The sequence below is a fragment of the Kothea flammea genome (assembly GCF_052161645.1).
Classification (GTDB): domain Bacteria; phylum Planctomycetota; class Planctomycetia; order Pirellulales; family Pirellulaceae; genus Laterigemmans.
On the sequence record NZ_CP197414.1, the window covers coordinates 1,176,589 to 1,199,807 of the forward strand.

At 57.4% G+C, this 23,219-nt stretch carries 18 protein-coding genes; 8 read left to right on the forward strand and 10 right to left on the reverse strand.

Annotated features, from left to right (window positions below; genetic code table 11):
* Positions 1-71: 71 nt before the first annotated feature.
* The 3 genes from SH139x_RS04125 to SH139x_RS04135 form a co-directional block, all read right to left on the reverse strand.
* Complete coding sequence (locus tag SH139x_RS04125) at positions 72-1,226, reverse strand: prenyltransferase/squalene oxidase repeat-containing protein (protein WP_488354021.1); 1,155 nt, start codon at positions 1,224-1,226, stop codon at positions 72-74.
* 267 nt (positions 1,227-1,493) lie between these two features.
* Entirely contained in the window at positions 1,494-2,396 is a 903-nt protein-coding gene (locus SH139x_RS04130; protein WP_488354022.1) for a hypothetical protein, read from the reverse strand.
* Entirely contained in the window at positions 2,396-5,629 is a 3,234-nt protein-coding gene (locus SH139x_RS04135; RefSeq protein WP_488354023.1) for a hypothetical protein, read from the reverse strand. Before SH139x_RS04135 ends, SH139x_RS04130 begins: the two co-directional genes overlap by 1 nt.
* 139 nt (positions 5,630-5,768) lie before the next feature.
* On the opposite strand from SH139x_RS04135, the gene SH139x_RS04140 reads away from it, so the two are divergent.
* On the forward strand, positions 5,769-6,953 hold the full coding sequence (locus SH139x_RS04140; protein ID WP_488354024.1) for a sulfotransferase family protein: 1,185 nt from the start codon (positions 5,769-5,771) through the stop codon (positions 6,951-6,953).
* Between the two features lie 240 nt (positions 6,954-7,193).
* Entirely contained in the window at positions 7,194-8,219 is a 1,026-nt protein-coding gene (locus SH139x_RS04145) for an Lpg1974 family pore-forming outer membrane protein (RefSeq protein ID WP_488354025.1), read from the forward strand.
* A gap of 116 nt (positions 8,220-8,335) precedes the next feature.
* Here the strand turns inward: SH139x_RS04145 and SH139x_RS04150 are convergent, their stop codons facing one another.
* The 4 genes from SH139x_RS04150 to xerD form a co-directional block, all read right to left on the reverse strand.
* Positions 8,336-8,761, reverse strand: coding sequence for a hypothetical protein (locus SH139x_RS04150; protein WP_488354026.1), 426 nt, complete (start codon positions 8,759-8,761; stop codon positions 8,336-8,338).
* Complete coding sequence (locus tag SH139x_RS04155; RefSeq protein ID WP_488354027.1) at positions 8,758-9,792, reverse strand: DUF1559 family PulG-like putative transporter; 1,035 nt, start codon at positions 9,790-9,792, stop codon at positions 8,758-8,760. Before SH139x_RS04155 ends, SH139x_RS04150 begins: the two co-directional genes overlap by 4 nt.
* Before the next feature lie 54 nt (positions 9,793-9,846).
* Positions 9,847-11,262 (reverse strand): YncE family protein, encoded by a 1,416-nt coding sequence (locus SH139x_RS04160; RefSeq protein ID WP_488354028.1) that lies wholly within the window; start codon positions 11,260-11,262, stop codon positions 9,847-9,849.
* A 445-nt stretch (positions 11,263-11,707) separates the two neighbouring features.
* On the reverse strand, positions 11,708-12,655 hold the full coding sequence (gene xerD / locus SH139x_RS04165) for a site-specific tyrosine recombinase XerD (RefSeq protein ID WP_488354029.1): 948 nt from the start codon (positions 12,653-12,655) through the stop codon (positions 11,708-11,710).
* A gap of 131 nt (positions 12,656-12,786) precedes the next feature.
* On the opposite strand from xerD, the gene galE reads away from it, so the two are divergent.
* The 4 genes from galE (at position 12,787) to SH139x_RS04185 (ending at position 17,803) form a co-directional block, all read left to right on the forward strand.
* The gene (galE, locus tag SH139x_RS04170; RefSeq protein WP_488354030.1) at positions 12,787-13,785 is read left to right on the forward strand and encodes a UDP-glucose 4-epimerase GalE; all 999 of its coding nucleotides are present in this window, start codon (positions 12,787-12,789) and stop codon (positions 13,783-13,785) included.
* Between the two features lie 134 nt (positions 13,786-13,919).
* Positions 13,920-14,987 carry a hypothetical protein gene (locus tag SH139x_RS04175; RefSeq protein WP_488354031.1) on the forward strand — a complete coding sequence of 356 codons (1,068 nt, stop codon included), beginning with the start codon at positions 13,920-13,922 and terminating at the stop codon, positions 14,985-14,987.
* 29 nt (positions 14,988-15,016) lie between these two features.
* Positions 15,017-16,090, forward strand: a complete 1,074-nt coding sequence (locus tag SH139x_RS04180; RefSeq protein WP_488354032.1) for a hypothetical protein — start codon at positions 15,017-15,019, stop codon at positions 16,088-16,090.
* Between the two features lie 78 nt (positions 16,091-16,168).
* Positions 16,169-17,803 carry a dipeptidyl-peptidase 3 family protein gene (locus SH139x_RS04185; RefSeq protein WP_488354033.1) on the forward strand — a complete coding sequence of 545 codons (1,635 nt, stop codon included), beginning with the start codon at positions 16,169-16,171 and terminating at the stop codon, positions 17,801-17,803.
* Between the two features lie 128 nt (positions 17,804-17,931).
* Here SH139x_RS04185 and SH139x_RS04190 read toward each other — a convergent pair whose 3' ends face one another.
* Genes SH139x_RS04190 through SH139x_RS04200 form a run of 3 tightly spaced genes read right to left on the reverse strand, consistent with a single transcriptional unit; the run spans position 17,932 to position 20,897 of the window.
* Complete coding sequence (locus tag SH139x_RS04190; protein ID WP_488354034.1) at positions 17,932-18,843, reverse strand: ABC transporter permease; 912 nt, start codon at positions 18,841-18,843, stop codon at positions 17,932-17,934.
* Positions 18,844-18,849: 6 nt separating this feature from the next.
* A complete protein-coding gene (locus SH139x_RS04195) occupies positions 18,850-19,839 on the reverse strand; it encodes an ABC transporter permease (RefSeq protein WP_488356156.1) in 990 nt (329 codons plus the stop codon).
* A gap of 38 nt (positions 19,840-19,877) precedes the next feature.
* Positions 19,878-20,897: an ABC transporter ATP-binding protein gene (locus tag SH139x_RS04200; RefSeq protein ID WP_488354035.1), complete on the reverse strand. Its 1,020-nt coding sequence runs from the start codon at positions 20,895-20,897 to the stop codon at positions 19,878-19,880.
* Between the two features lie 10 nt (positions 20,898-20,907).
* Here SH139x_RS04200 and ispF point away from each other — a divergent pair, with 10 nt between their 5' ends.
* Together ispF and cysS are read left to right on the forward strand one after the other, a co-directional pair.
* Complete coding sequence (ispF, locus tag SH139x_RS04205; protein ID WP_488354036.1) at positions 20,908-21,495, forward strand: 2-C-methyl-D-erythritol 2,4-cyclodiphosphate synthase; 588 nt, start codon at positions 20,908-20,910, stop codon at positions 21,493-21,495.
* Between the two features lie 55 nt (positions 21,496-21,550).
* Positions 21,551-23,209, forward strand: a complete 1,659-nt coding sequence (gene cysS / locus SH139x_RS04210) for a cysteine--tRNA ligase (protein ID WP_488354037.1) — start codon at positions 21,551-21,553, stop codon at positions 23,207-23,209.
* Positions 23,210-23,219 lie beyond the last annotated feature (10 nt).

Genomic DNA, 23,219 nt, shown 5'->3' on the forward strand with positions numbered 1-23,219 from the left:
AAAACAGAGTGAGGTTCGGTTAGTGGGGAGCGGGGGACTCTTACTTTCGGCGGAGCGAAAGGAGACTTTGTTTAACGCTGAAAGATTGGTAGTAGGCTAGTTGGCGCTGACAATACTAAACAAGCCATGGCCGTGCCGTAGTGCCGACCTAACACGTCTTGCCAACTGCCATCTTGAGACTGCATTTCCAATAATAGTTTGCGAATGCGTCGATAATAGTTGGCGAAATCTTGACCGCCCCGTTGCCACATCGCTTGAACGCCATAGTAATGCGCGTAAAAGAAATAGTTATGCTGCAGCGGTGCTAAGTATTCATTTAAACGACGATTAACAAATTGATAAGCCAGTTCCAACTCCATGCCTTCATAGCGTCCCGCGTTCTGCAAGGCCACAATCGCACCGGTGGTGAGTGGGAATCGACTCTCACCTCCTTCTAACTGATACATAAAGCCGCCGTCGGTGTTTTGGGAACGGCGGACATAGTCGACCGCTTTAGTAATCGCTTCACCGGGAACGTAAACCCCCGCGTTGCGAGCGGCTCGCAAAGCCATCATTTGGCAAATCGTGACCGACAAGTCGGCATCTAATGGCTGGGGCGTGTACCGCCAACCTCCTTGGCTATTCTGCGCTTTAAGAATTAAACCAACGGCGGCTCGCAAGATATTATCGAGATCGTCGCGCGGTGACATGCCGATAACTTCCGCCAAGAACAAAGTGGCAAAGCCTTGTCCATACATCGGCCCGCGGCGCATCATATCTGCTTTCACCAGAAAGCCAGTGTCGTCAGCCGCCCCGGCCACGTAATCGACAGCCCGCTCCACCGCTTGGCCATAAGGTCCCCGCCGGGGCAAGCTACCGCCGGCGATCCAGGCTAAACCGGCCAGGCTAACAACGGCCACGTTGCCTCCCATTTGTCCGCCGAAACGCCCGTCCGGGCGTTGAATGGAAGCCAGGTATTCACGGCCCCGCCTCAGCGCCTCGGTGACGCGACGGTCCTCGCTGCCGCCCGCTTCGCGAGCTTGTAAATCACCCCAAGGGGGCGCGGCGATCGCCCGCGGATCAGCGAATCGTTCCAGCCCGATCAGCGAAATGCAAGCGGCCGGCAACACTCTCCGCCGCAACCAACTACGGCGGTCCAGTCGGGGTTGCGGCGGGTGGCGATCGATATCTGCAGAGTATTGATTTGGCCGATTGATACTTTTGGGGTATTGGTCGGTGTAAAGCATTTAATACCCCGGGTATTTATTGAGCTAAGTTCACTGTTTTTGATCAGCGGGCGAAACTGCCATGATTCGCCTATTCTACGCAGCGGTCGCTGAAGAATCGACCGGCTGAAGCCGAGACACCAGCATGCGCTGGTGTATAGCCTTTAGGCGATTCGGCGCAAAACCGACCGGCTGAAGCCGGGACACCAGCGCAATGCAAATCACAATCTCGCTGCACCCCCTGAAAACCGAACACCAGGGCTGACCCCGGCCGGCAAAATTGGGAGGTTATTCATCAGCGGGGAGTTCCGCTAGGGCTTCAAAATAGGCACGAATGGCTTTGGCATAACGGGGGACATACTCCGTCGGGATGTCGGCTCGCAGCAGTCCTCGCGTGCGTTGCGGCAAGTGTCCCCAGACAGCTTGACCCTCAGCCAGCGGTGGTGCTTGTCCGGCCCGCGCTGCCACAGCCGCTTCTTGCTTGGTCGCTTGGCCATCATCACCCGCCGCCGAGCCATCACCCTCGCCCGCCGGCGTTTGCTGTCCCTCGTTCTGCCCCGCCCCTTCCGTTCGCTGCTCGCTACCCTGCTCTGCTTGTTCTGACTGCTCTGTCTGCTGGGTCTGTTCTGTATTTGATTCTCCCGGCTGTTGATCCTGTTGCGCGTCCGGATCCTGCTGGGGCTCGCCAGCAGGTTGTTGTTCAGACTGCTGACTTTGCGCCGCGCCCGTTGGTTCGTCGGATGAAGCGGTGTTAATGATTTCATCCAACAGATCGATAGCCCGCTGTTGCGAGCTCAACGTGTCCTCATCGACTTGTCCCCGCGAGAGCCGCTGGCCAGCGTCGCGCATCGCCAAATAGGCTTGCCACAGCGGGATCCCCGAGTTCTCTTGCGCTGACTGACTGGCTTTGGATTTATCAGAACTCGGCTGCGCGGAGTTCTGCGGCGCGGCGGAATCGGCCGCTGGTGGGTTAGCGGTTTCAGGTTCGAGATCGAGCCCCTCAAGTAACCCTCCTAAACCGTTATCATCAGCTTGCTGTGGATCGGTAGCGGGCTGCTCAGCAGCCTGTTGCTCAGCGGGTGGTGGCTGGAAAGCGGTCGCCGGCGGGTCTTGCCACAGCCACCAAGCGGCAGCCAGCAGGCAGACGACGATCAGGGGTGCCGGGACGGGCGATTTAGCTTTGCGGTTCATCAGCGGGACCTGAGTAGTTCTTCATAGCTTTCGATGCGATCGATCAAGCGTTGTTGTTCTTCGGCCAGTTTTCGTTTGGCGACTTCGTAGCGCGCTTTGATGGCCGGATCGGTCGATTTTTCCGTCGCTTCTTCGATCGCTTGCATCAGCTCCATCGTACGCGTTTTCAGAAACGCTTGCGTGGCACGAGCCAAACGCAAGCTGGCCATCATTTTTTTGTTCTCTTCAGCTTCCGCATTTTGTTCTTCAGTCGTTGGTTCGCCACCTTCGGCGGGAGCCGATCTTTCGCTGTTGTCGGTTGCCGCGTCCAAACTTTCCAGGACCAGGTCGAGTCGTTGCAAGGCGGCCGTGGCGGCGTCCAGCGAGACGGCCGTTGGTTCACCCCGCTGCAGCAATTGGGCCGCTATTCGCATATCGGCCGCGGCGTCTCCCAAGGTTTCGGGAAACCCGGCCGGTTCGCTGGTCGCTGTCGCCAGTTGATTGGTATCTGCGGCTAATTGGTTTTGGTCAGCCGCCAACTGCGGAGGCTCATCGCGCTGCCAGCGAGCGACCAAACCAGCTTGGCTAGCTCGCAACGCGCGGACACTCTCAGCCAGTTGTTCGCTGGCGGCGGCAGGTTCTTGCGGCAGCGGCTGGCCGGGCTGTCCCGATCGCTGGCCAGACAACTCCCGCCTGGCTTGGTTGACTTGATCGAGCGCCTGTTGCTGCAGTTCCTCGGCGCTCCCCTCCCTGCCCCGTTCCAATTGCTCGGCCGCTTGTCGCATCAGCTCGGCCACGGCGGACAAGTCGCGTGTTGCATCGGTCTGTGTTGCATCGGGCTGGAGTGTCTCAGCGGCTTGCGCGGCCGCTTCGGCAGCGGTTGGATCGTCGGCTTGCAAGGCTGCGGCCAATTCCCGGAGTTGATCTTGCAGGGCGGCGGTTTGTCGCGCCAGTTCTCGTTGTCGCGCCGAGAGGCGTTCCTCTTCTTGATCACGATCGTTGGCTTGGTGCATGTTGCGGGTTTCGTCGATCATGCGTTGTTGGGCGGCAGATAGTTCTCCCAACTGTTCCCCGGCCGCTCGCTGCGCGTCGGCTTGCTGCAGCTTGGTCATCAGTTGATTGAGCTGTTGCAGGTTTTCTCGTTGCGCCTCGGTCGCCGTGGCTAAAGCTTGTGAGGCCTCGTCGATTTGTTGATCGGCTAGCGCTTCGGCAGACTGCCGCAGCGACTGGCGTGCTCCCTGCTCGCTGCGAGTGGCCAACTGTTCGACCTGTTCGCGTAACCCGTTGACCTGCTCGGCGTCGAGCTGGTTAGCTTCCGCCAGATCGCTGGCCCGCTGCAGCAGTTCGAGTGCGGAATCAGGACCTTCGCTGAGTCGCTGTTGGGTGTTGCGTTGGCTGGAGCTGGCCGCTTGCAGACGATCGGCAGCCGCTTGTCGACTCGCTTCGTCCGTTCCCAAACGGGCCTTGGTCGCTTCGCTTTGCTCGAGCGCCAATTGCTGTTGCTGCCGCGCTTCCCGTAATTGTTCCAGAGCCCGACCTTCCGCCGCGGCGATCTTGCTTTGCATCGTCGCGCTGTCGATCACGCGGAGACGGCGAGTCGTCGATTGGCCGCGATTGCCGGCCGTATCGATGGCGATCGCCGTGACTTCGATGACATCGCCCACTCGTAGTTGCACGCCTCCATCCATGGTGGCATCCACTGCGGCATCCATCGCGGCAGAGTCTTCACCGACCGCGGGAGTGGTTGCGGGCCGGGCAGAAGCAGTCGACGAGCTGGGGAACCAGGTGGCAAGCGGCTCTTCCCAACTAATTGTGGCTCGTAGTTCGTTTTGGCTGTACTGGCGGCGTTGTTGCTCGACCATGGTGGCGGAGCGGAGGTGACGTGTTTCCAACCAACTGGTTTGCAGCCCCAGATCGTCCTCGAATTGGGCACTCAATTCAAGCGTTGCCAGCGGCGTGACCTCTTGGTCGGCCGGCGGCTGGGTTAGCATCACCAATGGTGCCGAGTCAGGTTCGACTTGCACTTGGAGGCGTTGCCTGGCTTGGCCTTCGATACCTTGGCGATCGAGCCATACGAACTGGCCGCTAAACGATTCCTCCAGCAGCAGCGGCCCCAGTTCCAACTCGGTGCCCGCGGTTGATAACTCCAGCGGCAGTTCGCTGGGCAATTGAGTCGTGGCGGGGGAGAGGAGCAGTTTGCCGCTTTGCAGTGGCTGGCTAACGGTGGCTTGCAACCACAGCGTCGTCCCGACCAGCACTCGCAGTTGTGGGTCAGTGACGGTGACTTCGGGCAGCCCCGAGTACGCGGGGGGCAGCAGACGAATTTCCAGCGACTCGATCAGCGGTGCGGAGGTGACTTCGATTTCTTGCCAGGGCATGGTGTCATCATCCCCGCCTCGTGCTCGCACGGAGAGACTTTGGCGGACCTCGGGCCAGACGCTGGTCCCCGCCTCGCCGACCATCTGCAGCGGTGGCGATTCGATGCGTCCATCTGCCAAGCGAAATAAGATCTCGGTGTCTTCCGGCAGCGGCCCCAAGCGATCGCTGACAAAGACTTGTAACTGGCTGCCGACGTGTACGCGATCGGGCAGCGGTTGCAGGACCAAATGGTTGCGGCGCGGCCAGGCGGCTTCGGCGGTGGGCGAGAAAATGCGTCGCGCCGTCAGTGAGCCGATCGCCGGATTCCAGAGCAAGACAAATAAACTCACAGCCACCAGCAGGCTGGCCATCAAGACGCCGCGAACCGCTGGCCAGCGATCGATTTTTGCCTCCGGGTTGGCGGCGGCGAATTCGTCATGAATTTGGTTGACCGCCGCGGTGGTGAGATCGTCTTGGCGGTCTCCCGTTTTTGCCTTTTGTTCGGCTTGTTCAAGCAAGGCCACGGCGCTACTTAAACGATCGCCCATCCCGGGCAAGAGTGACTCCAGCCGCCGAGCCACCGCCATCAGGCTCAGCGGACGCCGCCAAGTCGACCACCAAAACCAGCCGCATGCCGCCAGGCATCCGCCTATCGTGCCCAGCGTCAGGGCACCGCGTCCCCACCAGCCGCTGGGACGCAGCCACCAATCCAGCGCCGCCGCGGAAAGCAGAACGCCCAGCAGAATCATCACCAACCAGGCAATCGCTCGAATCCATACCAATCGCCTCACCCTCCTGTGCAGTTGCCCGATACGGGTGCGGAGGGAGTCATAGTTATTTGCCTGGGGAGCGAGTTGGTCACCAGGCCCGATAGTGTACTTTGATTGCTGGTCCATGCTTTCAGCTTATACCGAATCCTAGGCCTTAACGACCGCTGCGCCCGAACTATGCTAGTGGCAAGCGGGGTCAGACACAGTTGCTCGCACGTTGCTGTTGCATATTTCGCACCTTACGCACACCTTGAATCGCCAAACCGTGCCCACTCAATCTGCTGCGTCTCCTGCCGAAGTTTATCCATATCCCGCCTACTCGCCACGGTTTTGGCATGGGATGCGGGCGGCGACTTGGTGGCGATTGATGTGGAGAAATGGGTTTCGCGTCACCCCCACGCGAGTGCCGATGTCGATGATTTTGGCGTTGATCACGCCAGCGAACGATGTTTTAGCGACTTGGCAACGCATCCGCTTCGGGAAAAAACTGCAAAAGACCGAGCTGACCGCCCCGCCCCTGTTCATTATCGGCCATTGGCGGAGCGGGACAACGCTGTTGCACGAGCTGCTGATGCTCGACCCCCGCCTGGTTTGTCCCGATACCTATCAATGCTTCGCTCCCTGCCACTTCTTGGTCAGCGGCTGGTTGTTCCGGAATTTCGGCCGTTGGCTGCTGCCCAATAAACGACCTATGGACAACGTGGCCGCCGGTTGGGACCGACCCCAGGAAGACGAATTCGCCTTGATGAACCTCGGTTTACCATCGCCTTACCGCCGGATTGCCTTTCCACGCAACGAAATACCCGATTTGGATTACCTCGACCTGCGGCAAATTCCCCCTTCGGAAAGGAGCCTTTGGTTGCAAGGGCTCGAGGGGTTTTTGAAAGCCATCACGGTTGCCCAGGCGGGACGGGTGGTCTTGAAAAGTCCCACGCACACCGGTCGGATTGGCCTGCTCAGCGAACATTTTCCGGGTGCCAAGTTTCTGCATATCACTCGCGATCCCCGCAGCTTATTTCCCTCGACGCTGAAAATGTGGCGGTCGCTCGATGCCACCCAGGGGCTGCAGAAACCAACCCCCGAGCCCGACAAACAATATGTGCTCAGCTGTTTCGAGAAAATGTATCGAGCGTTTCATCGTGATCGCGACAGCGTTCCCCAGGAGAACCTGCTCGATATTCGCTACGAAGACTTGGTCGCTCAGCCCGAGCAAACGCTCCGCCGAGTTTACCAACAGCTCGATCTGGGCGATTTTGAGCCGCTGGAAGCGCCGCTGAAGACTTGGATCGAGCAACATCATCGCGGTTATCAAGTGAACCAGCACGCGTTGCTGCCCGCCGATGAGGCGGCGATCCATTCGCGGTGGGCCGAATATTTTGATCGCTACGGCTATCCGCAGGAAAATCCAACCGCCTCGCCCACAGTGCCCGAACAGCATCGCCACGAATAGTATCCCCCCCGAGTAGCATCGCCCCAAATAGCATCGCCGCGAAAAAGTGCCCGCATAGTTTCTCTGAGCGGCACGACGTGCACTCCCCGCACCGCAGGATTATTACGCAACCCCGGAATGGCTGGCGCATGCAGCACCCCACTCCCGATGGTCCCTCGGTGAGCGGATTGTGTGCCACCCTCGAGCACTTTTCCGCCCGGCAACCTCTTACTCGCGAATTCTGGTTGGGGAGCAGCAGTGATGGCGGGACAATCTTCGAGACGGGCTGGTTTGCGATTGTTAGCTGAGAATTTATCGATTCAGAGTTTATCAATTCACGGCTTGTTGCTGGCCGCTGCGCTGCTGGTTCAAGGTCTTTGTGCACCGCAAGCGTTCGGGCAATCGCCCCAGCAGACGCCTGGTTGGCGAGCTGGCGCCGATCTGGTCTTCCTCCAGCCTCGGTTCAATGCTGACGTGGGACTGATTCGCACCGAGGAGGATGTGAATAACAACGCCAGCATCACGCAGCTCAATTTCGATCGCAATTTTACCGCCGCGCCGCGCGTTTGGTTTGCCTATGAGACGGTCGCCGCGGTCGGTCTGCAAGCCAGCTGGTGGCGGCTGAGCAGTTCGGCGGAAGGCATCTCCGAACAGCCTCCGGCAAACGGCTTTGGCGAGCTCGCCCATCCAGCGATCAGCGGAGTCGATTTAGCAAGCGTGGTACCTGCGGAACGGCTCTCCGCAGCCTCCTCGCTCGATCTTTACGCGATCGATTTGGAAGTCACCAAGCGAGCCAGCCTGAGCAGCTGGGATTTGTTGCTGACCGCCGGCATTCGACACGCAGCGGTCGATCGCTTCGATCAATTGGAACTGCGCAATCAGCTGGGCGATCTGGCCGGTTTGACTGGTCTGAGTCAGCAGGTCAGCGGCTTGGGACCAACCATCCGCTTGGCCACCGAACGTCAAGTCTTCGATCAATTCAGTTGGGGCACCAACCTCCGCACCTCGCTGTTGTTAGCTTCCCGCGAGCGCCGCTTGGCCGCCGCCGAGGACCTCGATTTGCTGACTCCGTTTACGACTCGTTTTCTGACCGAGCAAGCTGGTTTCCTGCCGATCGTGTCCGCCGGAGTTTCTTTGTCTTGGCGGGGGCAAGGACCGCTCAGCGACGGTCTGACAATCACCGCGGGGCTGGAATCAGAATGGTGGTCAGGGGTCGGCACGCTCTCGGACGAGCATGCCGATATGTCCTTGCTGGGGCTGAGTTGCGGAGTGAGTTACACCTGGTGAAGAGTGAAGAGTGAAGAGTGAAGGTGTTAACTTTTGCATTTTTCAATTTCCATCAACTATTACTCATGCAACACCTGATTCCGCTAACAACTAGCAACTAGCAACTAGCCACTAACTCACAGCGGTTTTACCGCGTTTGCAGGCAGTTCCAGCGTGGCTTGAGTTTGTCCCACTTCAAAGCTGACTGTTAATCCACTGCGGGCGGGATCGGTGTACTTGGCTTGGATGCTCCAGCCGCCGTCGCTGATCGAGTCCGTGGCTACCAAAAACTCCAGCGACTCGATCGCAGCGGGATCGGGGGAAAAACTACTTTCCGCGGGCACTCTCAGCTCTGCCGTGCCGTCGATCTTCGTCCAGCCTTCCAAGACCACGGGGCCACCGGCTTGTGCGTGCAACATCACGTGTACGTCCGCGATCGGCTGTTGTTTGTATTGAACAACAACCGTCAAGCCGCTGGCTGTTGAACGATCTCCACCTTCCGAGCATCCTGCGGAGAACGTCATCCAGATCACAGCGGCTGTCAAAACACATATCCGCATCATGGTAACTGAATGACCTCGCCACCGTTGCGGCTGAACAGTGCTCGATAGACGAACAGGTCGATCGTATCGTTATACATGGTCACGCTGCCGTCGAGCATCGCGTGCATGGCACCGGCGGGATGATAACTGCGGGAAGCATAGAATCCACGACCGTGAATACCGATGTCCGGGATACGGCTGTTGGGCGTCATATAGCCATTAATCACGGAGGAAAATGGTACACCACGAATCCAGGAGTCTCCACGGTTTCCGCGGTATGAGGAAATCAAAGCTGGGAAGACGTCGTTAAGGTCTGGATTGAAAATCAGCGATCCACCATGTAGGAAACCTGGATTGGGTGGCGTATTGCCTGTTGTCCCTCCCCAGTTAGCAATTCGACGGTGCGGCAAAGTCAACGAGGGTTCATTGCCAGACATTTGGTCCCCTAAGACCGTTTCGGCCAGCAAGACGGTTTGCGAAGTCCCATCGGTGCAGTCATTGAAGCCGGCCCATGAATTTGTCCAAACCATGCCGTCGGTGCGGTAACGATCGTCATAGTTGGTGGCCGTGCCGCTGCCGTAGCTGAACATATAATTCAGACCCCCGGTGAAACCCGGAGTTCCATCGGCAAAGGTGGTTGGAAAGCGCGTCTGCCCCGCTTCGCTGGGGCACAAGAATGTGGGAATCTCTGATTCAATCGCAATTCGCTGGGCCGGGTTATATTGAGCTCGCCAAGGCGGACCGACCAACAGCGGAAGCTCATAATTAATGAGATTGCTGAGGTTGCCTTGTTCAATAAAAGGCAGGATCCGAGCTTGCGGCGAAAAACTGCTTGAACCCGTCAAACCAGGAATTGCCCTGAAGGCCGATTCATAGTTATGAGTTGCCAAAGCTAATTGTTTAAGATTATTGGAACAAGACATGCGGCGAGCAGCCTCGCGGACCGCTTGCACGGCGGGGAGCAGCAGTCCCACCAAAATACCAATGATGGCAATCACCACTAGCAGTTCCACCAGAGTAAAGCCGTCGCGATTTTGTTTTGGGTTTAACATTGTATTCGTTTCCGAGTAGGTTAAGTATTGTTCGTCGTGGACTATTGGGAGTCTCTATTTAGAGTCGTAAAGCGGCCCTCTGCCGGGGCCTCCCACGGAGAGGAGACGAGACGGTTTGCCGGGCAGTGGATAAGTGGCTAGGACTTCGAGTTGGTCGAGTGACAGGACGCTGATCGTGCCATCACCCGGGTTGGTGAACCAAGCGAACTTGCCCGCTGCGTCTCCCGCCAGATCGTGATGACCGCTGTGCCCGGCAACGTCGCTTTTGCCCACCTCGATCTGCTTCAAGATCTCAGCGTCGGCAAAGGAGCCGTCGCGATTGGGATCGAGTTGAATCAAAGTGGCAACGTGTGGGGCCGAGACTGTGGCAGCATGGTCATGAAACAAAATCGCCAGCGGCGATTGGCCACGTGGTTTAACGACCAGCGGTCCAAAACCGCGACTCTCTTCATGAACCGGCACGGTAACTTTGCTGAGCTGCGGAGATGTCCCGGCCGCATCGATGATGCCCAAAGTTGTCGCATCCCCTTTGCCGGTTACCAACAAGACCGCGTCGCCGATGGGCGTAAATGCACCAGTCCGCAGCGGTGTGTCGCCTTGTTTGCCCAAGCTCACGTGCTGGACCGATAACGGCGTATTGGCATCAATCATTGCACTATCGAGGGGAAACCAGCAGACGCCATCGCTGGGGGCAAAGAAGAATTTGTTGGCGGCGGCTGTTGCTCCGTGCAGCCCGCTGAACTCCAACTGCAGCGACCGCATGTTGCTTGCCGAATTGCCCCCAGCTGGCCCGTTGTTGATTTGCCAGAGGTCGACGCGGCCAGCATTATCTCCTTCGCGGTCAATCCAGGTGCTGGCCACGAACTGCCCCGCCGCGGCCAGCGTAATGTGCCCGCCACCACCCGAGTAGAACACCGCTTTGGACTTGATCGCCGAGGCATCATCGGTTTCGCCTATGGTGCTTGGGTCCAACCGAGTGAAGCCGTTTTTACGGTCATTGGCGATGTAAAAAACATCGTCATAGCAGTAGACATGGGCCGGATTTCCCTGAGCATCATCCAGCATCGAGGCGATCACGCGGGGCCGTCGCTTGTAGTACCAATGGCCATGATCATCATGAGCTTCGTAGTCGACACCGGTATCGATCAGCACCCAGCCGCTTTGGAAATCGCCATCGTCGTTATCGCGAACGGCGACGAGCAGATATTTGCCGCTCGCACGCATTTGCACCAGCGACTGGTATTCGGGATCAAGCTGGGGAAAACCCTCGATTTCGCCCAAGTTCACCAGCTGGGGAGCCGGATGGTCAGGATTGGTCGAGCGAGCCATGTCGGCCCAGTGGAGTTTGCCCCCCGCTTCGTCCTGCACGAAGACTCGTGCTTGCAATCTAGCAGTTTCCCCGGCCGAACCGGCTCCGGGGTTCGCCAGCCCAAAGAGCCCGCAAAAGGCGAGGTAAGCTAAACGTTTCATCGGCAGTTCCTTGATGATTTGTACACGATCCGCAAAAGCACAACAGTCCGTTGTGCAATACTGTTGCAGATGCGATTCGGTTCATCAAGGCGGGCGGAGGTTTTTTAAACAGAATTTTGAGCAGTTCCCGTTAGCCGTTTGACCCGCAGCCGCAGGCGTCGGCGTTTTGGTTAGCAGTTCCAAACTCAACCCGACAGCATCCCAGTTAGCAGCTTCAGCCTGGTTAAATCCTCGCCTATAACAATTGACAAGCGTTATGAGCCGTAGCAACGTAACGGGCGTGGATGCTGCTGGTCGAAAGGCGGGTGCCTCGCGCGCGGCAAACTCGTCTTGGTTGCCGGGAGAATGGAAAATATTTAACGGAGATTGAAAAATGCAAAAGTGAGCGGGCGCGATCTTTCACTCTTCACTCTTCACTCTTCACTCTTCACTCTTCACTCTTCTACTACGCTCTAGGATGATAGTTTTGGTGAACTTGTTTGAGTCGCGAGTGATCGACGTGGGTGTAGATCTGCGTCGTTTGGATGCTGGCGTGGCCCAACATTTCTTGCACGAGCCTTAAGTCGGCACCGCCAGCCAAGAGGTGAGTCGCGAAGCTATGACGTAGCGTGTGGGGACTGACTTGCGGATCGATCCCCGCTCTGGCTGCGTAACGTTTGACTAATCTCCACAACTGGATGCGGTCGAGCGGTCTGCCGGTCCTGCTGAGAAACACTTCGTCAGGCGTGGCGATCCGGTCGTTCAGTAACTTCGAGCGCAGCTCACCCAGGTAAACTTGCAAAGCCGCGATCGCTTGCCGGCCCAGCGGCACGATCCGCTGTTTCCCCCCCTTCCCCTCGCAACGAATCTGACGTTGCTCCAGATCAATGTCGCGGAGTCTCAAATGACAGACTTCGCTCGCTCGACATCCAGTTGCGTATAAGACCTCCAGCAGCGCTTTGTCGCGTTGCCAAAAGCTGTCCGTTTTCCGGGGGGCGGCGAGAAAGGCGTCGACGTGTCGCGGGGAAAGGACTTTGGGGACACGTTCCCACATCCGACTGGTGACTAGCAGGTCAGCGGGATTTTCTAGCATCACTCCTTCGAGCTGCAGGAATTTAATAAAGGTACGCAGCGCGACAATATTTCTGGCTACGCTCGAGGGAGCCAAGCCCAGGTCGACCAAAGTGCCGACATACTCAGAAAGTTCGTTGATTGTTACCGAATCGACGCGCCGTTTGCCCAGCCACTGCATAAACTTGCTGAGATCGTTGCCGTAAGCGCTGACCGTGTTAAGTGCTAGATGGCACTCGTTGCGAAGGTAGGCTAAGAAGTCGTCAACATGCGAGCGCTGGGCGATGCTCGGTGACTTGGGCGGACCCTCCTGACGCAAACGTTGTAATTTAGTTTGCCGCATTCATGTTGCCATAATTAGCAAGGTCACTTTTTTTTCTAAGATTTCTAAACTACGCTTCGTTATCGACGCACGAGGCGTGCTGCCGGTGCGGCAAGTGTTTGATGAGGGATCGCAACCGTTGTGGGGAATATATGAGTTCAAGTATGAATATCTTGGTTGTCGGTGGTGCTGGTTACGTCGGTTCTCACGCCTGTCGCGTTTTGGAAAATGCCGGACACGAAGTGTTCGTCTATGACAATCTTTCCGTTGGACATCCGCAATCGGTTCGCCCGGGACGCTTGATTGAAGGGGACGTGGCTGACGGGCAATTGCTGCGGAAGGTACTCCGAGAGCAAAAGATTGATGCAGTGATGCACTTTGCCGCCTTCGCCTTGGTGGGAGAATCGGTCGCAGATCCTGCCAAGTATTATCGCAACAACGTGATTGCCGCCTTGGAATTGCTCGACGCCATGCGCGATTGTGATGTGCGGCGGTTGGTCTTCAGCAGCACGACCGCCACGTATGGCGAACCCGAGCTGATCCCGATCGCCGAAACCACGCGTCAGGATCCGATTAATCCCTACGGTTTCACCAAACTGGTGATCGAACGGGCGATGGCCGATTACGCTCATGCCTATGGGCTGGGGTATGCGGCGCTACGATACTTTAACGCCGCCGGTGCTGACCCTTCGGGTGAAATCGGTGAAGATCACGATCCGGAAAGTCACATCATTCCCATCGTTTTGCAAGTTGCTTTGGGGCAACGCGAATCGGTGACGATTTTTGGTGACGATTATCCCACCCCCGATGGCACTTGCATTCGCGACTATGTGCATGTCAATGATCTCGGACAGGCTCATTTGAAAGCCTTGGAGCGGTTGGAGGATGGTCGCGGTATTTGTGTCAACTTGGGCACCGGACGGGGCAACAGCGTGCGGCAAATCGTGGACGCTTGTCGTCGCATCACCGGGCATCCCATTCCCGAACAGATCGGCCAACGTCGACCAGGGGATCCCCCGGAATTGGTCGCCGACGCCAGTTTGGCCAATCGCCTGCTCGATTGGACGCCCCAGTTCACTGACATCGAACAGATTATCGAAACCGCCTGGCGCTGGCACCAAGCGCATCCGCACGGTTACCGAACCAGTTGACCCCAGTCATTCACTGGCCGGATAATCGTTACGATCGTTGGGAACCGGTCAAGGTGCGAATTCCTTGCAGTTGGAGTCGGTGGAATTGCCGATATAGGGGGTGTTAACCCGGTCTCCGGCAAGGGATTGCAGATATGAATGAGCAACGGATCGCCCTGGTTGCGATGATCCTCTCGATTTTGATCGGTTTGTTGGGTTGTGCGCCTCGCGTGTGCGTTACACCCAACCCGGGCCCGCGTGCTAAGGGAGTCCGCTACTATCGGCCGAAGCCCTATTTGAAAGTGGTCCCGGCGGAAGTCCAAGTTGGTCGGGACGCGAACCAGATTCAGCCCAGCCTGGTCAGCATCTCGTTGGAGTACTTGCCCGACTTCGCCGAAGAGTACGCCATCGATGTGCGTTCCGGCTGGGGTATCGCCGACGTCTCCATCAAGCTCGAAGATGGTTGGAACCTGACTGAAATCAGCCAGGATCTAGACAGTCAAACCGATGAGAACGTGCGGGCTGCGGGTGATCTCATTCGAGCCGTTGGCAGCGTGATTCCCACTGGGAAACAAGTTGACGAGGGGGACCGCGACATTGAATTCAAGGTTGCCGCCAGCGATGTGCCACTTGGATATTATGAATCGGTGATTGGCAAAGGGCCTGATGGACGCAAACGTCTGTATGGCTTTCGCTACTTGGGCTTCCTGCCTTATGAGAGTTGCCCGACCACGTTTGGGGGCGGCGCGCAGGCATGTTGTGGCGATCCCCTGGTGCCTCTGTACGGACTCACGTTTGAGCAGGGACGGATGGTCTTCAAGCAATTGCCGGAGATCCGCGCCAGCCTGACGCGTCCAGGCACGTTGCCCAGCGCAGATCCAACCGCCGGTATCGAGCCGGGTTATGAACAACCAGCAGTTCAAATTTCACCGCCGGGGACTTTTACGGACTCGCCGGGGAGCATCGTGACCAGCGAATCAGGACGCAACGCGATGGCGGCTGAATTGGAAGTGTCCCTGCTTGGCCAGCTGCGGGGAATCTATCCGGAAACGCAGCGAGTGACCGCTACTTGGCAGCGACAGGGGACCACTTGGCAGTTGCTCGTTAACGTTTCCACCTCCAGCGTGCTCAGTCAAGCTCCTTTGCAAACAGCAGCCAAGCAGATGGTTACCAATATCGCCGATGGCAGTTTCTTATATCAAGTGATTGTCGAGGCGAATTAGCCACTAGCCACTAGCCACTAGCCACTACCATGCGACACCACGATGTTGACGATTGTGGCGACTTGACGTTGGCCGATCTGGCTCGCATCCAACAAACGGTCATTCGGCGGGTGGCGGCCCGTGATCGGGACAATATTTGGGCGATCGGGTTTGGCCCCAAGGTGGCTGGCCGTTGTGCGGTGGAACGTTTGTCGGTGCGTTTCTTAGTGCGGCGAAAGAAAGAGCGGCTGGCGACCACGCGACGGATACCGGCACACGTTGTCGTGCGGCTACGCGATCCGGCCAGCGGTCGTTATCGTGCGCTGCGGCTGACAACCGATGTGGAGCCTGCTCGTCCGCCTCGGGCCAGCGGCGTGACGGTGCGATTTGGACAACGGACAGCCACCACGGCGGTGGTTGTGCGGTGGAGCGATTTGCGGCAACCGCAGCGAGATTTTGCTCGCCCCGGAAAACACGATTGGCATTGGGGGCTGTTGACCGTGGCCCATTTGCTGAGCGGACTTCGGCACCCTTCCCCGCAGCCCAGCGACACCATCAATCTGAAAATCACGCGACGCACCGTTTGTGGCGAGCAACCGGCCGAGATCTCCGGTCAGGTGGTCGCTCGCGGGCGTCTTCCCGGCGGACCCGATGCCATGTTGGTTGAGACCGGACGTGATCGGCTGTGGCTCAGTGGTTTGCTGCCGCAGCCGGGAGTGGCCGCTTTGTCGACCGTCGATGATGTCGAACTTTTGCGGTGGTTGAGTCGCCCGGCCTCCGGCTATCTTTATCAGAATGGGCGAGTCACACGTTGGCAGTTTTCCATGCTCTTGCCGCAATATACGATTGCCGGTCTGGGCAATCTCAGTCAGCTGATTCGTTTCACCGTGGAGAATACCGCGGACGAGAATGGCGCAGATCAGACTGGCGGGGAGCCTGATAATCGGCTGCTGCCAGGCACGTCGGGTTCGATTTTGGTCGAGGCGGGGCGACCGGCAGCCATGCAGGTTGCCGCGGAGACACCCCAATTCCGCGTCGGCTACGCCCAGCATTTGGAGCCCGTTCGGAATTGGCTGCGCGATGCCTTGGCGGCGCAAGTGTGCGAATTGGTGCACGTTTTCTGACTTCTACGCTGGCGACGTCAGGTGGAGTACGATAGGGGCTATCTTCGATCCTGACACCACTGCTGGAGAATTGAGCTCATGAGGCGAATTAGTTGGTTGCTGGCCATGGTTGTGACTTGTTGGGCTGCGATTCCCAACAACGCGTCGGCTGAGGAAACCGCGACGAAATTTGGCAAATATGCGGTCGTTCCCCTGACGATCGACACCGACACGCTCAGCGAGGACGAGCGTGCCATGATCAAGCTGCTAATCCAAGCGGCCCGGCAGATGGATATCCTGTTTTGGAAGCAGGCTTATGGCTACAAAGCCAAGCTGCTCAATTCGATTGAGGATCCTGACATTCGGCGGTTTGCGGAAATCAACTATGGTCCTTGGGATCGCTTGGATGGCGACAAACCATTCGTGGCGGGGACCCCAGCCAAACCGTTGGGGGCGCGATTTTATCCACCAAATATGACAGCCCAGCGATTTGCCGATTACGTGCAAGCGAATCCCGACCAGGCCGACGCGCTGAAGAGTCTTTACACCCTGGTGCGCCGCGACGGCAAACAACTCAAGGCAGTTCCGTATCACGAAGCCTTCGCTCCGCAAATTGAGAAAGCGGCCAAGTTACTCGAAGAGGCCGCCGATTTGGCTCCCGAGGCTTCTCTGAAAACCTATCTGCGGGCTCGCGCCGAGGCGCTTCGCAGCGATGAATATCAAGCCAGTGATTTGCTGTGGATGGATATGAAAGATAACCATCTGGATGTTGTCATCGGTCCGATTGAAACTTATGAAGACAAACTGTTCGGTTACAAAGCGGCTTATGAGTGTTACGTGTTGGTCAAGGATCTTGCTTGGAGTAAACGATTAGAAAAGTACGCCAGCATGTTGCCCGATCTGCAAAAGAAATTACCCGTCGATCAGGCTTATAAGAATGAAACCCCCGGTTCGGACTCCGATCTGAACGCTTATGACGTAGTCTACTATGCGGGCGATTGTAACGCGGGTTCGAAAACCATTGCCATTAATCTGCCTAATGATGAACAAGTGCAATTGCAGAAAGGGACTCGGCGTTTGCAATTAAAGAACGCCATGCGGGCCAAGTTCGACAAGATTATGGAGCCGATCGCCGACACGCTGTTGGTCGCTGAGCAGCGAGAGCATGTCACTTTTGATGCCTTCTTCGCCAACACCATGTTCCACGAAGTGGCTCACGGGTTGGGAATTAAATATACGATCACCGACAAGGGGAGCGTGCGCGAGGCGTTGCTTGATACGGCCAGCAGTCTGGAAGAAGGCAAGGCTGATATTTTGGGGCTGTTCATGGTCTCGCAGTTGATCGAAAGTGGCGAGCTGCCGGATGTCGATATTATGGACTATTACGTCACTTTCATGGCGGGTATTTTTCGCTCGGTGCGGTTTGGAGCCAGCAGCGCTCACGGCAAAGCCAACATGATCCGTTTTAACTTCTTCAAAGAACAGGGCGCCTTTACCCGACAAGACGATGGTCGCTATCGCGTCAATCCCGAGGGCATGGAGCGGGCGATCGAAGCGTTGACTCGTCGGCTGTTAACTTTGCAGGGGGATGGCGACTATCAAGCGGCTAAAACGTTCGTCGATGAAATGGCTGTCATCAATCCAGAATTGCAGGGCGACCTTGATCGGCTCAGCCAATTGGGAATTCCAGTGGACGTGGTTTTCCAGCAGGGGCCCAAGGTTTTGGGGCTGTAAGGCCCTGGGGCATCGCGGCGTTTTCACTTTCGCTCTGGGCCCTGGTGGTTTTTGGTGGAGCTTTCGGCGGAGCGAAAGGAGACTTTGCTGGAACTTTCGGCGGAGCGAAAGGAGACTTTGGTGGCCTGTTAGGAACTCGCGCTGCGGTAGCTCCGCAGCGCGGTTTGGAAGACCCAGCGGCTAGCCAAGATACTGCCCAACGTCGCCACGATGGCGAACCCGGCCAGCGGCCATTCCCACCAGGCGCGAGGTTCTAATGGTTGCGCCAAGATTCTGGCTGGCACGTTGACGACCACCAGCACGGGGATCCCAAACGTAAACAGCCCCCACAATCCCCAGCCCCATCCGCGTTGGTAGATTTCCATCGGATAGCGGCTGAAGTTGGTGATGTAAAACCAAAAATCATATAACGTCTGGTTGCGCCCCAGCCAGATGCTGGTGGCGCTCAAACAAATCATCAAGCTGTACATGATGGCCACGCCGCAAGCGACGTAAAAAATATAGAGCAGCACCGTCAGCGGCCCGACCGTTAGCGGATCGACCTCGCGTTGGCTGAGCCGGATGAGACTGATGATGGCAATCACGAGTCCGGCGGCAAAGTTAGAGAGGCTGCTCCAGGAGACGCGTCGAAATGAGATCAAAAATTGGGTGTCAATCGGTTTTAGCAACGCGAAGTCGAGTCCTCCCGTGCGAATCATCTCGCTGAACTCTTCAGCGTTAGGCATGAAAAAGGTTTGCACCAAGCTGTTGATAAACCAGGTCGTCGCCAGAAAGAGAAAAAACTCCTCCTCACGCCAGCCGGTATCGACTCCGATCGACCGCGTATATTGAAAGACAATTAGGTAGAAACCCACATTCATCAAAGTCCAGGAAACGCTGGTCAGGCACTGGAAGATAAAGTTGGTGCGGAAGGTTAAGTCGCGGATCAAACTGTTGCTAGCGAAGGTCAAGAAGACGCGCAGGTAATCGGGGCCGGCGCGTCTGGCCGATTCCTCGGTGGGCTTGGAGTTGGTGGGCTTTGCGAACGGGTCGTCGGGCATGCTGGTCTAGCCTCCATATCCGCTGTAACGTCGCACGCCGGCCGCATAGCTGAAGCGGCAGGTGAAAATGAAAAATAGCAGCCAAGCCGCCTCGATGGCCAGTTCGAGCGGCAGCTCTTCAGGGGGGATTTTTCCCAGAAACACGGCCGCAGGAAAGTAAGCCAAGTACTTCAATGGTAGCAGTTGGACAAACCACTCGATGCTGTCGGGCAGCAGGGTCAAGGGAAACATGTGGCCGCTGAGGAAGAAGCTGAACAGCATGTAGATGAACAGCAGCGAGCTGACTTCGAGAAACCAGAATCCAATCATGCCGATGGTGGCTTCGAGGAAAAAGCCGATGAGAAAACCCATCACCAGCGTGGCCAGGAAGGCCAGGAACTGGGGCGCGGGGGGCCAGCCGCTGGTGAAATAGCCGCGGCAGAGGAAGAAGACTAGTGCGAAGGGTAAGATTGCCACCGTGTAGTAGGCGACTTTATGAGCGACACGTTGCAGCATCAGGAAGCCAACGAAGTCGACGGGTTGAATCAAATAGCGTTTGATTTCACCTTCACGAATTTGCCTAGCAATACCGCTGGCCAAACCCGGCATGCTGCTGAAAGCGCGGCCGATCATCGTGATCAAGTAATAAGCCACCATACCGGCCAGGGTGTATCCGCCCAATTCGACCTCGTCACCCGTGTCTTGCGCTGGTGTCCCGGCTTCAGCCGGCCGGTTTCCCAGCCCCACCTCGTCACCCGCGGCTTGCGCTGGTGTCCCGGCTTCAGCCGGTCCGTTCCTCCGCTCCACCTTCTCGGCTACGACCTGCGTACCACCCGCCTGACTCGACTCTTGAACATCGGACTGCAAGCTGTCGCCAACCGAGGCGTAGACCGCCGACCACAGGAAAATCTGGGTAATGATCGGCAGGAACCGCATCAGCGTGCCGAGCGCAAAGTCGCCCCGATAGGCCAACCGTTCCTCCAGCGAGGTGCGCAGAATCATCCACCAGGTTTTCATGCGGTGGCCTGGTCCACTGAGTTTTGCCGCCGGAGTGGTCATGCTTTCGCCACCTCGACGCGTGAACCCTTAACTTGGGAACCGTCGACTTGGGAAAACAGGTCGGCGATGACATCCTCCAGCGGCGGATCCTCGACGGAGACATCTTCCAGGCGATAGTCGCGGAGCGCCGTGGCCAACCGCGTGGGCACATCGCTGCGCAAGATTTTCAGCCGCACTTTGGGCCAATTCGTGTCAAGCACTTCGCCCAGGTGGCTGAGGTCGCCCGGTTGGTCGCCGGTGGCAAACTGCAGCGTTACGACTTTGCTGCCGGAGAATTTGTCGATCACCCCAGCCAGCGAGCCGTCATACTTGATTTGTCCTTGAGCAATGATCACCACGCGGCCGCAGAGGGCGGCGATATCCTTCATGTAGTGACTGGTCAGCAGGATGGTGATCTGCCGTTTTTCTTGGTAGTAGCGGAGGAACTTTTGAATCCGGTGCTGGGCGATCACATCGAGACCGATTGTCGGTTCGTCGAGAAACAGCACATCGGGCCCATGCAGCAAGGCGGCGATCAGCTCCATCTTCATGCGTTCGCCCAAACTTAACTCCCGCACCGGCTGGCCGAGCAAGTCGCGAACTCCGAGCAGATCGGTTAATTCATCCAGCGAGCGGCGAAATTCCTCGGGGGCAATGCCGTAAATCTGTTGGTGCAGACGATACGATTCTTGCGCCGGCAAGTCCCACCAAAGTTGATTTTTTTGACCCATTACCAGGGCGAATCGCCGGCGGTAGGCGTTGGTTCGCTCCCAGGGGGTGTAACCCATTACTTGGGCCGAGCCGCTGGTCGGGTTAATCACGCCGGATAGCAATTTTAGGGTGGTCGTTTTGCCCGCCCCGTTGGGGCCGAGAAAGGCCACGAATTCGCCCTGTTCGACCGTTAAATTGATGCCTTGCACAGCGTTCACATCACGAAATTCGCGATGGAATAAACCACGAATGCTGTTAACCAAACCCTCGCGTTTACTATAAACACGATACGATTTGACTAGATTCTTGACCTCGATGATCGGCATGGCGGCCGGTATGGATTGGTGGATAATGGACGAAGATGGACAGATTGTAAGGGCAATCCCCAGCGACCGGCAGGCGGCTAGCAGCGACCGACAGGCGGCTTTGCAGCCACCGGCAATTCGCGTGGGGCTCGGCTATGACACGCATCGGCTCGGTGATGGTGGGCCGCTGCGGCTGGGCGGCATTGACATTCCGTCCCAGTGGCACGCCATTGGCCACAGCGATGCCGATGTGCTGCTGCACGCCATTGTCGACTCGCTGTTGGGCGCCGCGCGACTTGGTGACATTGGTCGCTTGTTTCCTGATACGGTAGCTGAAAACCGTGGGCGGAACAGTGCAGAATTTTTGCGAGCCGCCATCGATCGCGTCCGCGAGGCTGGTTGGGAAGTTATCAATTTGGACTGCGTGGTGTTGACTCAGCTGCCAAAGCTATCCCCCCACGTTGAGCTGATTTGTCAACGAATTGCCGAAATTACCCAGTTGTCAGCCGAGCAAATTGGGCTCAAGGGGAAAACGGGTGAGCAGGTCGGCCCGGTTGGTCGGCATGAGGCGATTGAGGCTCGAGTCGTCTGTTTGCTGTGGCGACCGATTCCCCTATAATCGCCAACATCCTCAAACCTTCACGGAAGTATCCAGCCACGGAAGATTATCAATCATGAGTACCGCACCGGCAGCCAATCGCTCGGCCAGTTCCACCGAAGCTCTGCCCGAAATTCGTGTCTATAACACGCTGTCTAAAACCAAGGAGCCGTTTGTGCCCCTGCGTGGCAAGCATGTGGGCATGTATCTGTGCGGGCCCACGGTCTACAAGGAAGCGCACATCGGCCACATGGTCGGGCCGGTAATTTTCGACACCATCAAGCGTTATTTGACCTACTCGGGGTTCGATGTCGAGTGGGTGGTCAACATCACTGACGTGGACGACAAATTGATCGGCCAGTCGCGTGAGCGGGGGGTGCCGATGAGCCAGATCGCTGTGGAAATGACAGCCGATTACATGGCCAATTTGAAAGAATTGGGCGTCAACCAAATCAATCATCTGCCCCGTGCCACCGACCACATGGACGGGATCATTCGGTTCATTGAAACCCTGGTTGAGAAAGGTTACGCCTACGCCAGCGAGGGGGATGTGTTCTTCGATGTGGCTCGCGACCCCAACTATGGCCAGCTCTCCAACCGTTCGCTCGAGCAAATGCAAGGTGAGGGTGGTGGCGCGGCTGCTAAAAAACGCTCGCCGGGTGACTTTGCCTTATGGAAATCGGCCAAAGCCGACGAGCCAAGTTGGTCGAGTCCCTGGGGCGAAGGGCGGCCCGGTTGGCACATCGAATGTTCGGCGATGAGTCACTATTACTTGGGCGACACGTTTGATATCCACGGCGGCGGGCTCGATTTGGTCTTTCCGCACCACGAAAACGAACGCGCCCAGAGCAGCTGCTGTCACGGCGCGCCGATGGTCAAGTATTGGCTGCATAACGGCCTCATGCGAGCCGGCGCGGCGGGTAAAGTGGGTGGTCGCTCGGATCGTGCCGCTGTGGAAGCTACCGCCGCGGCAGAGGCTGAGACGCCAACTGCTGAATTGGCTGGTGAGGAGTCGGTGGAAGCTTTGACAGCCGGTAAGATCAGCCGCAGCAAGGGAGCCGGTGGGCTGGCAGCCTTGATTCGTCAGCACACAGGAGAGCGAATTCGGTTCTTCTTGCTTCGCACTCACTACCGTTCCACGATCGTGTTTGGTGATGAGGGACTGCAGGAGGCGGGCGTTTCACTGGAGTCGTTCTATCGCTTCTTTACGCGCTTTGAATCGATCACCGGCACTGATTTTTATCAACTGGTTGCCCCCCGGTGGCGCACCGAGTCGTGCATCAACGAGGCAGCCGGGGATGCCACGTTGAGCGAGTTGGCGAGCCAGCAGGCGAAGTTTTTGGCGGCGATGGATGATGATTTCAACACCGGCGCGGCAATTAGCGTGTTGTTTGACATGTTGAGAACGCTCAACCGTCACGTGGATGCCAACGGACTTGCCGAGGGAGCTGACGCCGAAGCGCCAGGCGTTGCCACGCTTGTCGTCGGCGGCACCTTGTTACGTGAGTTAACGACGGTGTTAGGTTTGTTTGCCAAAGCTCCACCGACGGCTGCCTCGGATGACGACAGCAGCGCTCAGATGGTCGGGCAATTGATGGAGTTGCTGATCGAGCTGCGGAAGGAAGCACGCGCGAATAAAGATTTTGCCACCTCCGATGCGATTCGCGATCGTCTGTCGGCAATCGGTGTCGCTTTGCTCGACGGTAAAGCTGGCACCACTTGGGAAACGAAGTAAAAATGGATGA

Coding starts and splice junctions, on each gene's coding strand:
- SH139x_RS04125 (WP_488354021.1), bottom strand. CDS start 1,226: ATGCTTTACACCGACCAATACCCCAAAAGTATCAATCGGCCAAATCAA.
- SH139x_RS04130 (WP_488354022.1), bottom strand. CDS start 2,396: ATGAACCGCAAAGCTAAATCGCCCGTCCCGGCACCCCTGATCGTCGTC.
- SH139x_RS04135 (WP_488354023.1), bottom strand. CDS start 5,629: ATGGACCAGCAATCAAAGTACACTATCGGGCCTGGTGACCAACTCGCT.
- SH139x_RS04145 (WP_488354025.1), top strand. CDS start 7,194: ATGGCGGGACAATCTTCGAGACGGGCTGGTTTGCGATTGTTAGCTGAG.
- SH139x_RS04150 (WP_488354026.1), bottom strand. CDS start 8,761: ATGATGCGGATATGTGTTTTGACAGCCGCTGTGATCTGGATGACGTTC.
- SH139x_RS04155 (WP_488354027.1), bottom strand. CDS start 9,792: ATGTTAAACCCAAAACAAAATCGCGACGGCTTTACTCTGGTGGAACTG.
- SH139x_RS04160 (WP_488354028.1), bottom strand. CDS start 11,262: ATGAAACGTTTAGCTTACCTCGCCTTTTGCGGGCTCTTTGGGCTGGCG.
- xerD (WP_488354029.1), bottom strand. CDS start 12,655: ATGCGGCAAACTAAATTACAACGTTTGCGTCAGGAGGGTCCGCCCAAG.
- galE (WP_488354030.1), top strand. CDS start 12,787: ATGAGTTCAAGTATGAATATCTTGGTTGTCGGTGGTGCTGGTTACGTC.
- SH139x_RS04175 (WP_488354031.1), top strand. CDS start 13,920: ATGAATGAGCAACGGATCGCCCTGGTTGCGATGATCCTCTCGATTTTG.
- SH139x_RS04180 (WP_488354032.1), top strand. CDS start 15,017: ATGCGACACCACGATGTTGACGATTGTGGCGACTTGACGTTGGCCGAT.
- SH139x_RS04185 (WP_488354033.1), top strand. CDS start 16,169: ATGAGGCGAATTAGTTGGTTGCTGGCCATGGTTGTGACTTGTTGGGCT.
- SH139x_RS04190 (WP_488354034.1), bottom strand. CDS start 18,843: ATGCCCGACGACCCGTTCGCAAAGCCCACCAACTCCAAGCCCACCGAG.
- SH139x_RS04195 (WP_488356156.1), bottom strand. CDS start 19,839: ATGAAAACCTGGTGGATGATTCTGCGCACCTCGCTGGAGGAACGGTTG.
- SH139x_RS04200 (WP_488354035.1), bottom strand. CDS start 20,897: ATGCCGATCATCGAGGTCAAGAATCTAGTCAAATCGTATCGTGTTTAT.
- ispF (WP_488354036.1), top strand. CDS start 20,908: ATGGATTGGTGGATAATGGACGAAGATGGACAGATTGTAAGGGCAATC.
- cysS (WP_488354037.1), top strand. CDS start 21,551: ATGAGTACCGCACCGGCAGCCAATCGCTCGGCCAGTTCCACCGAAGCT.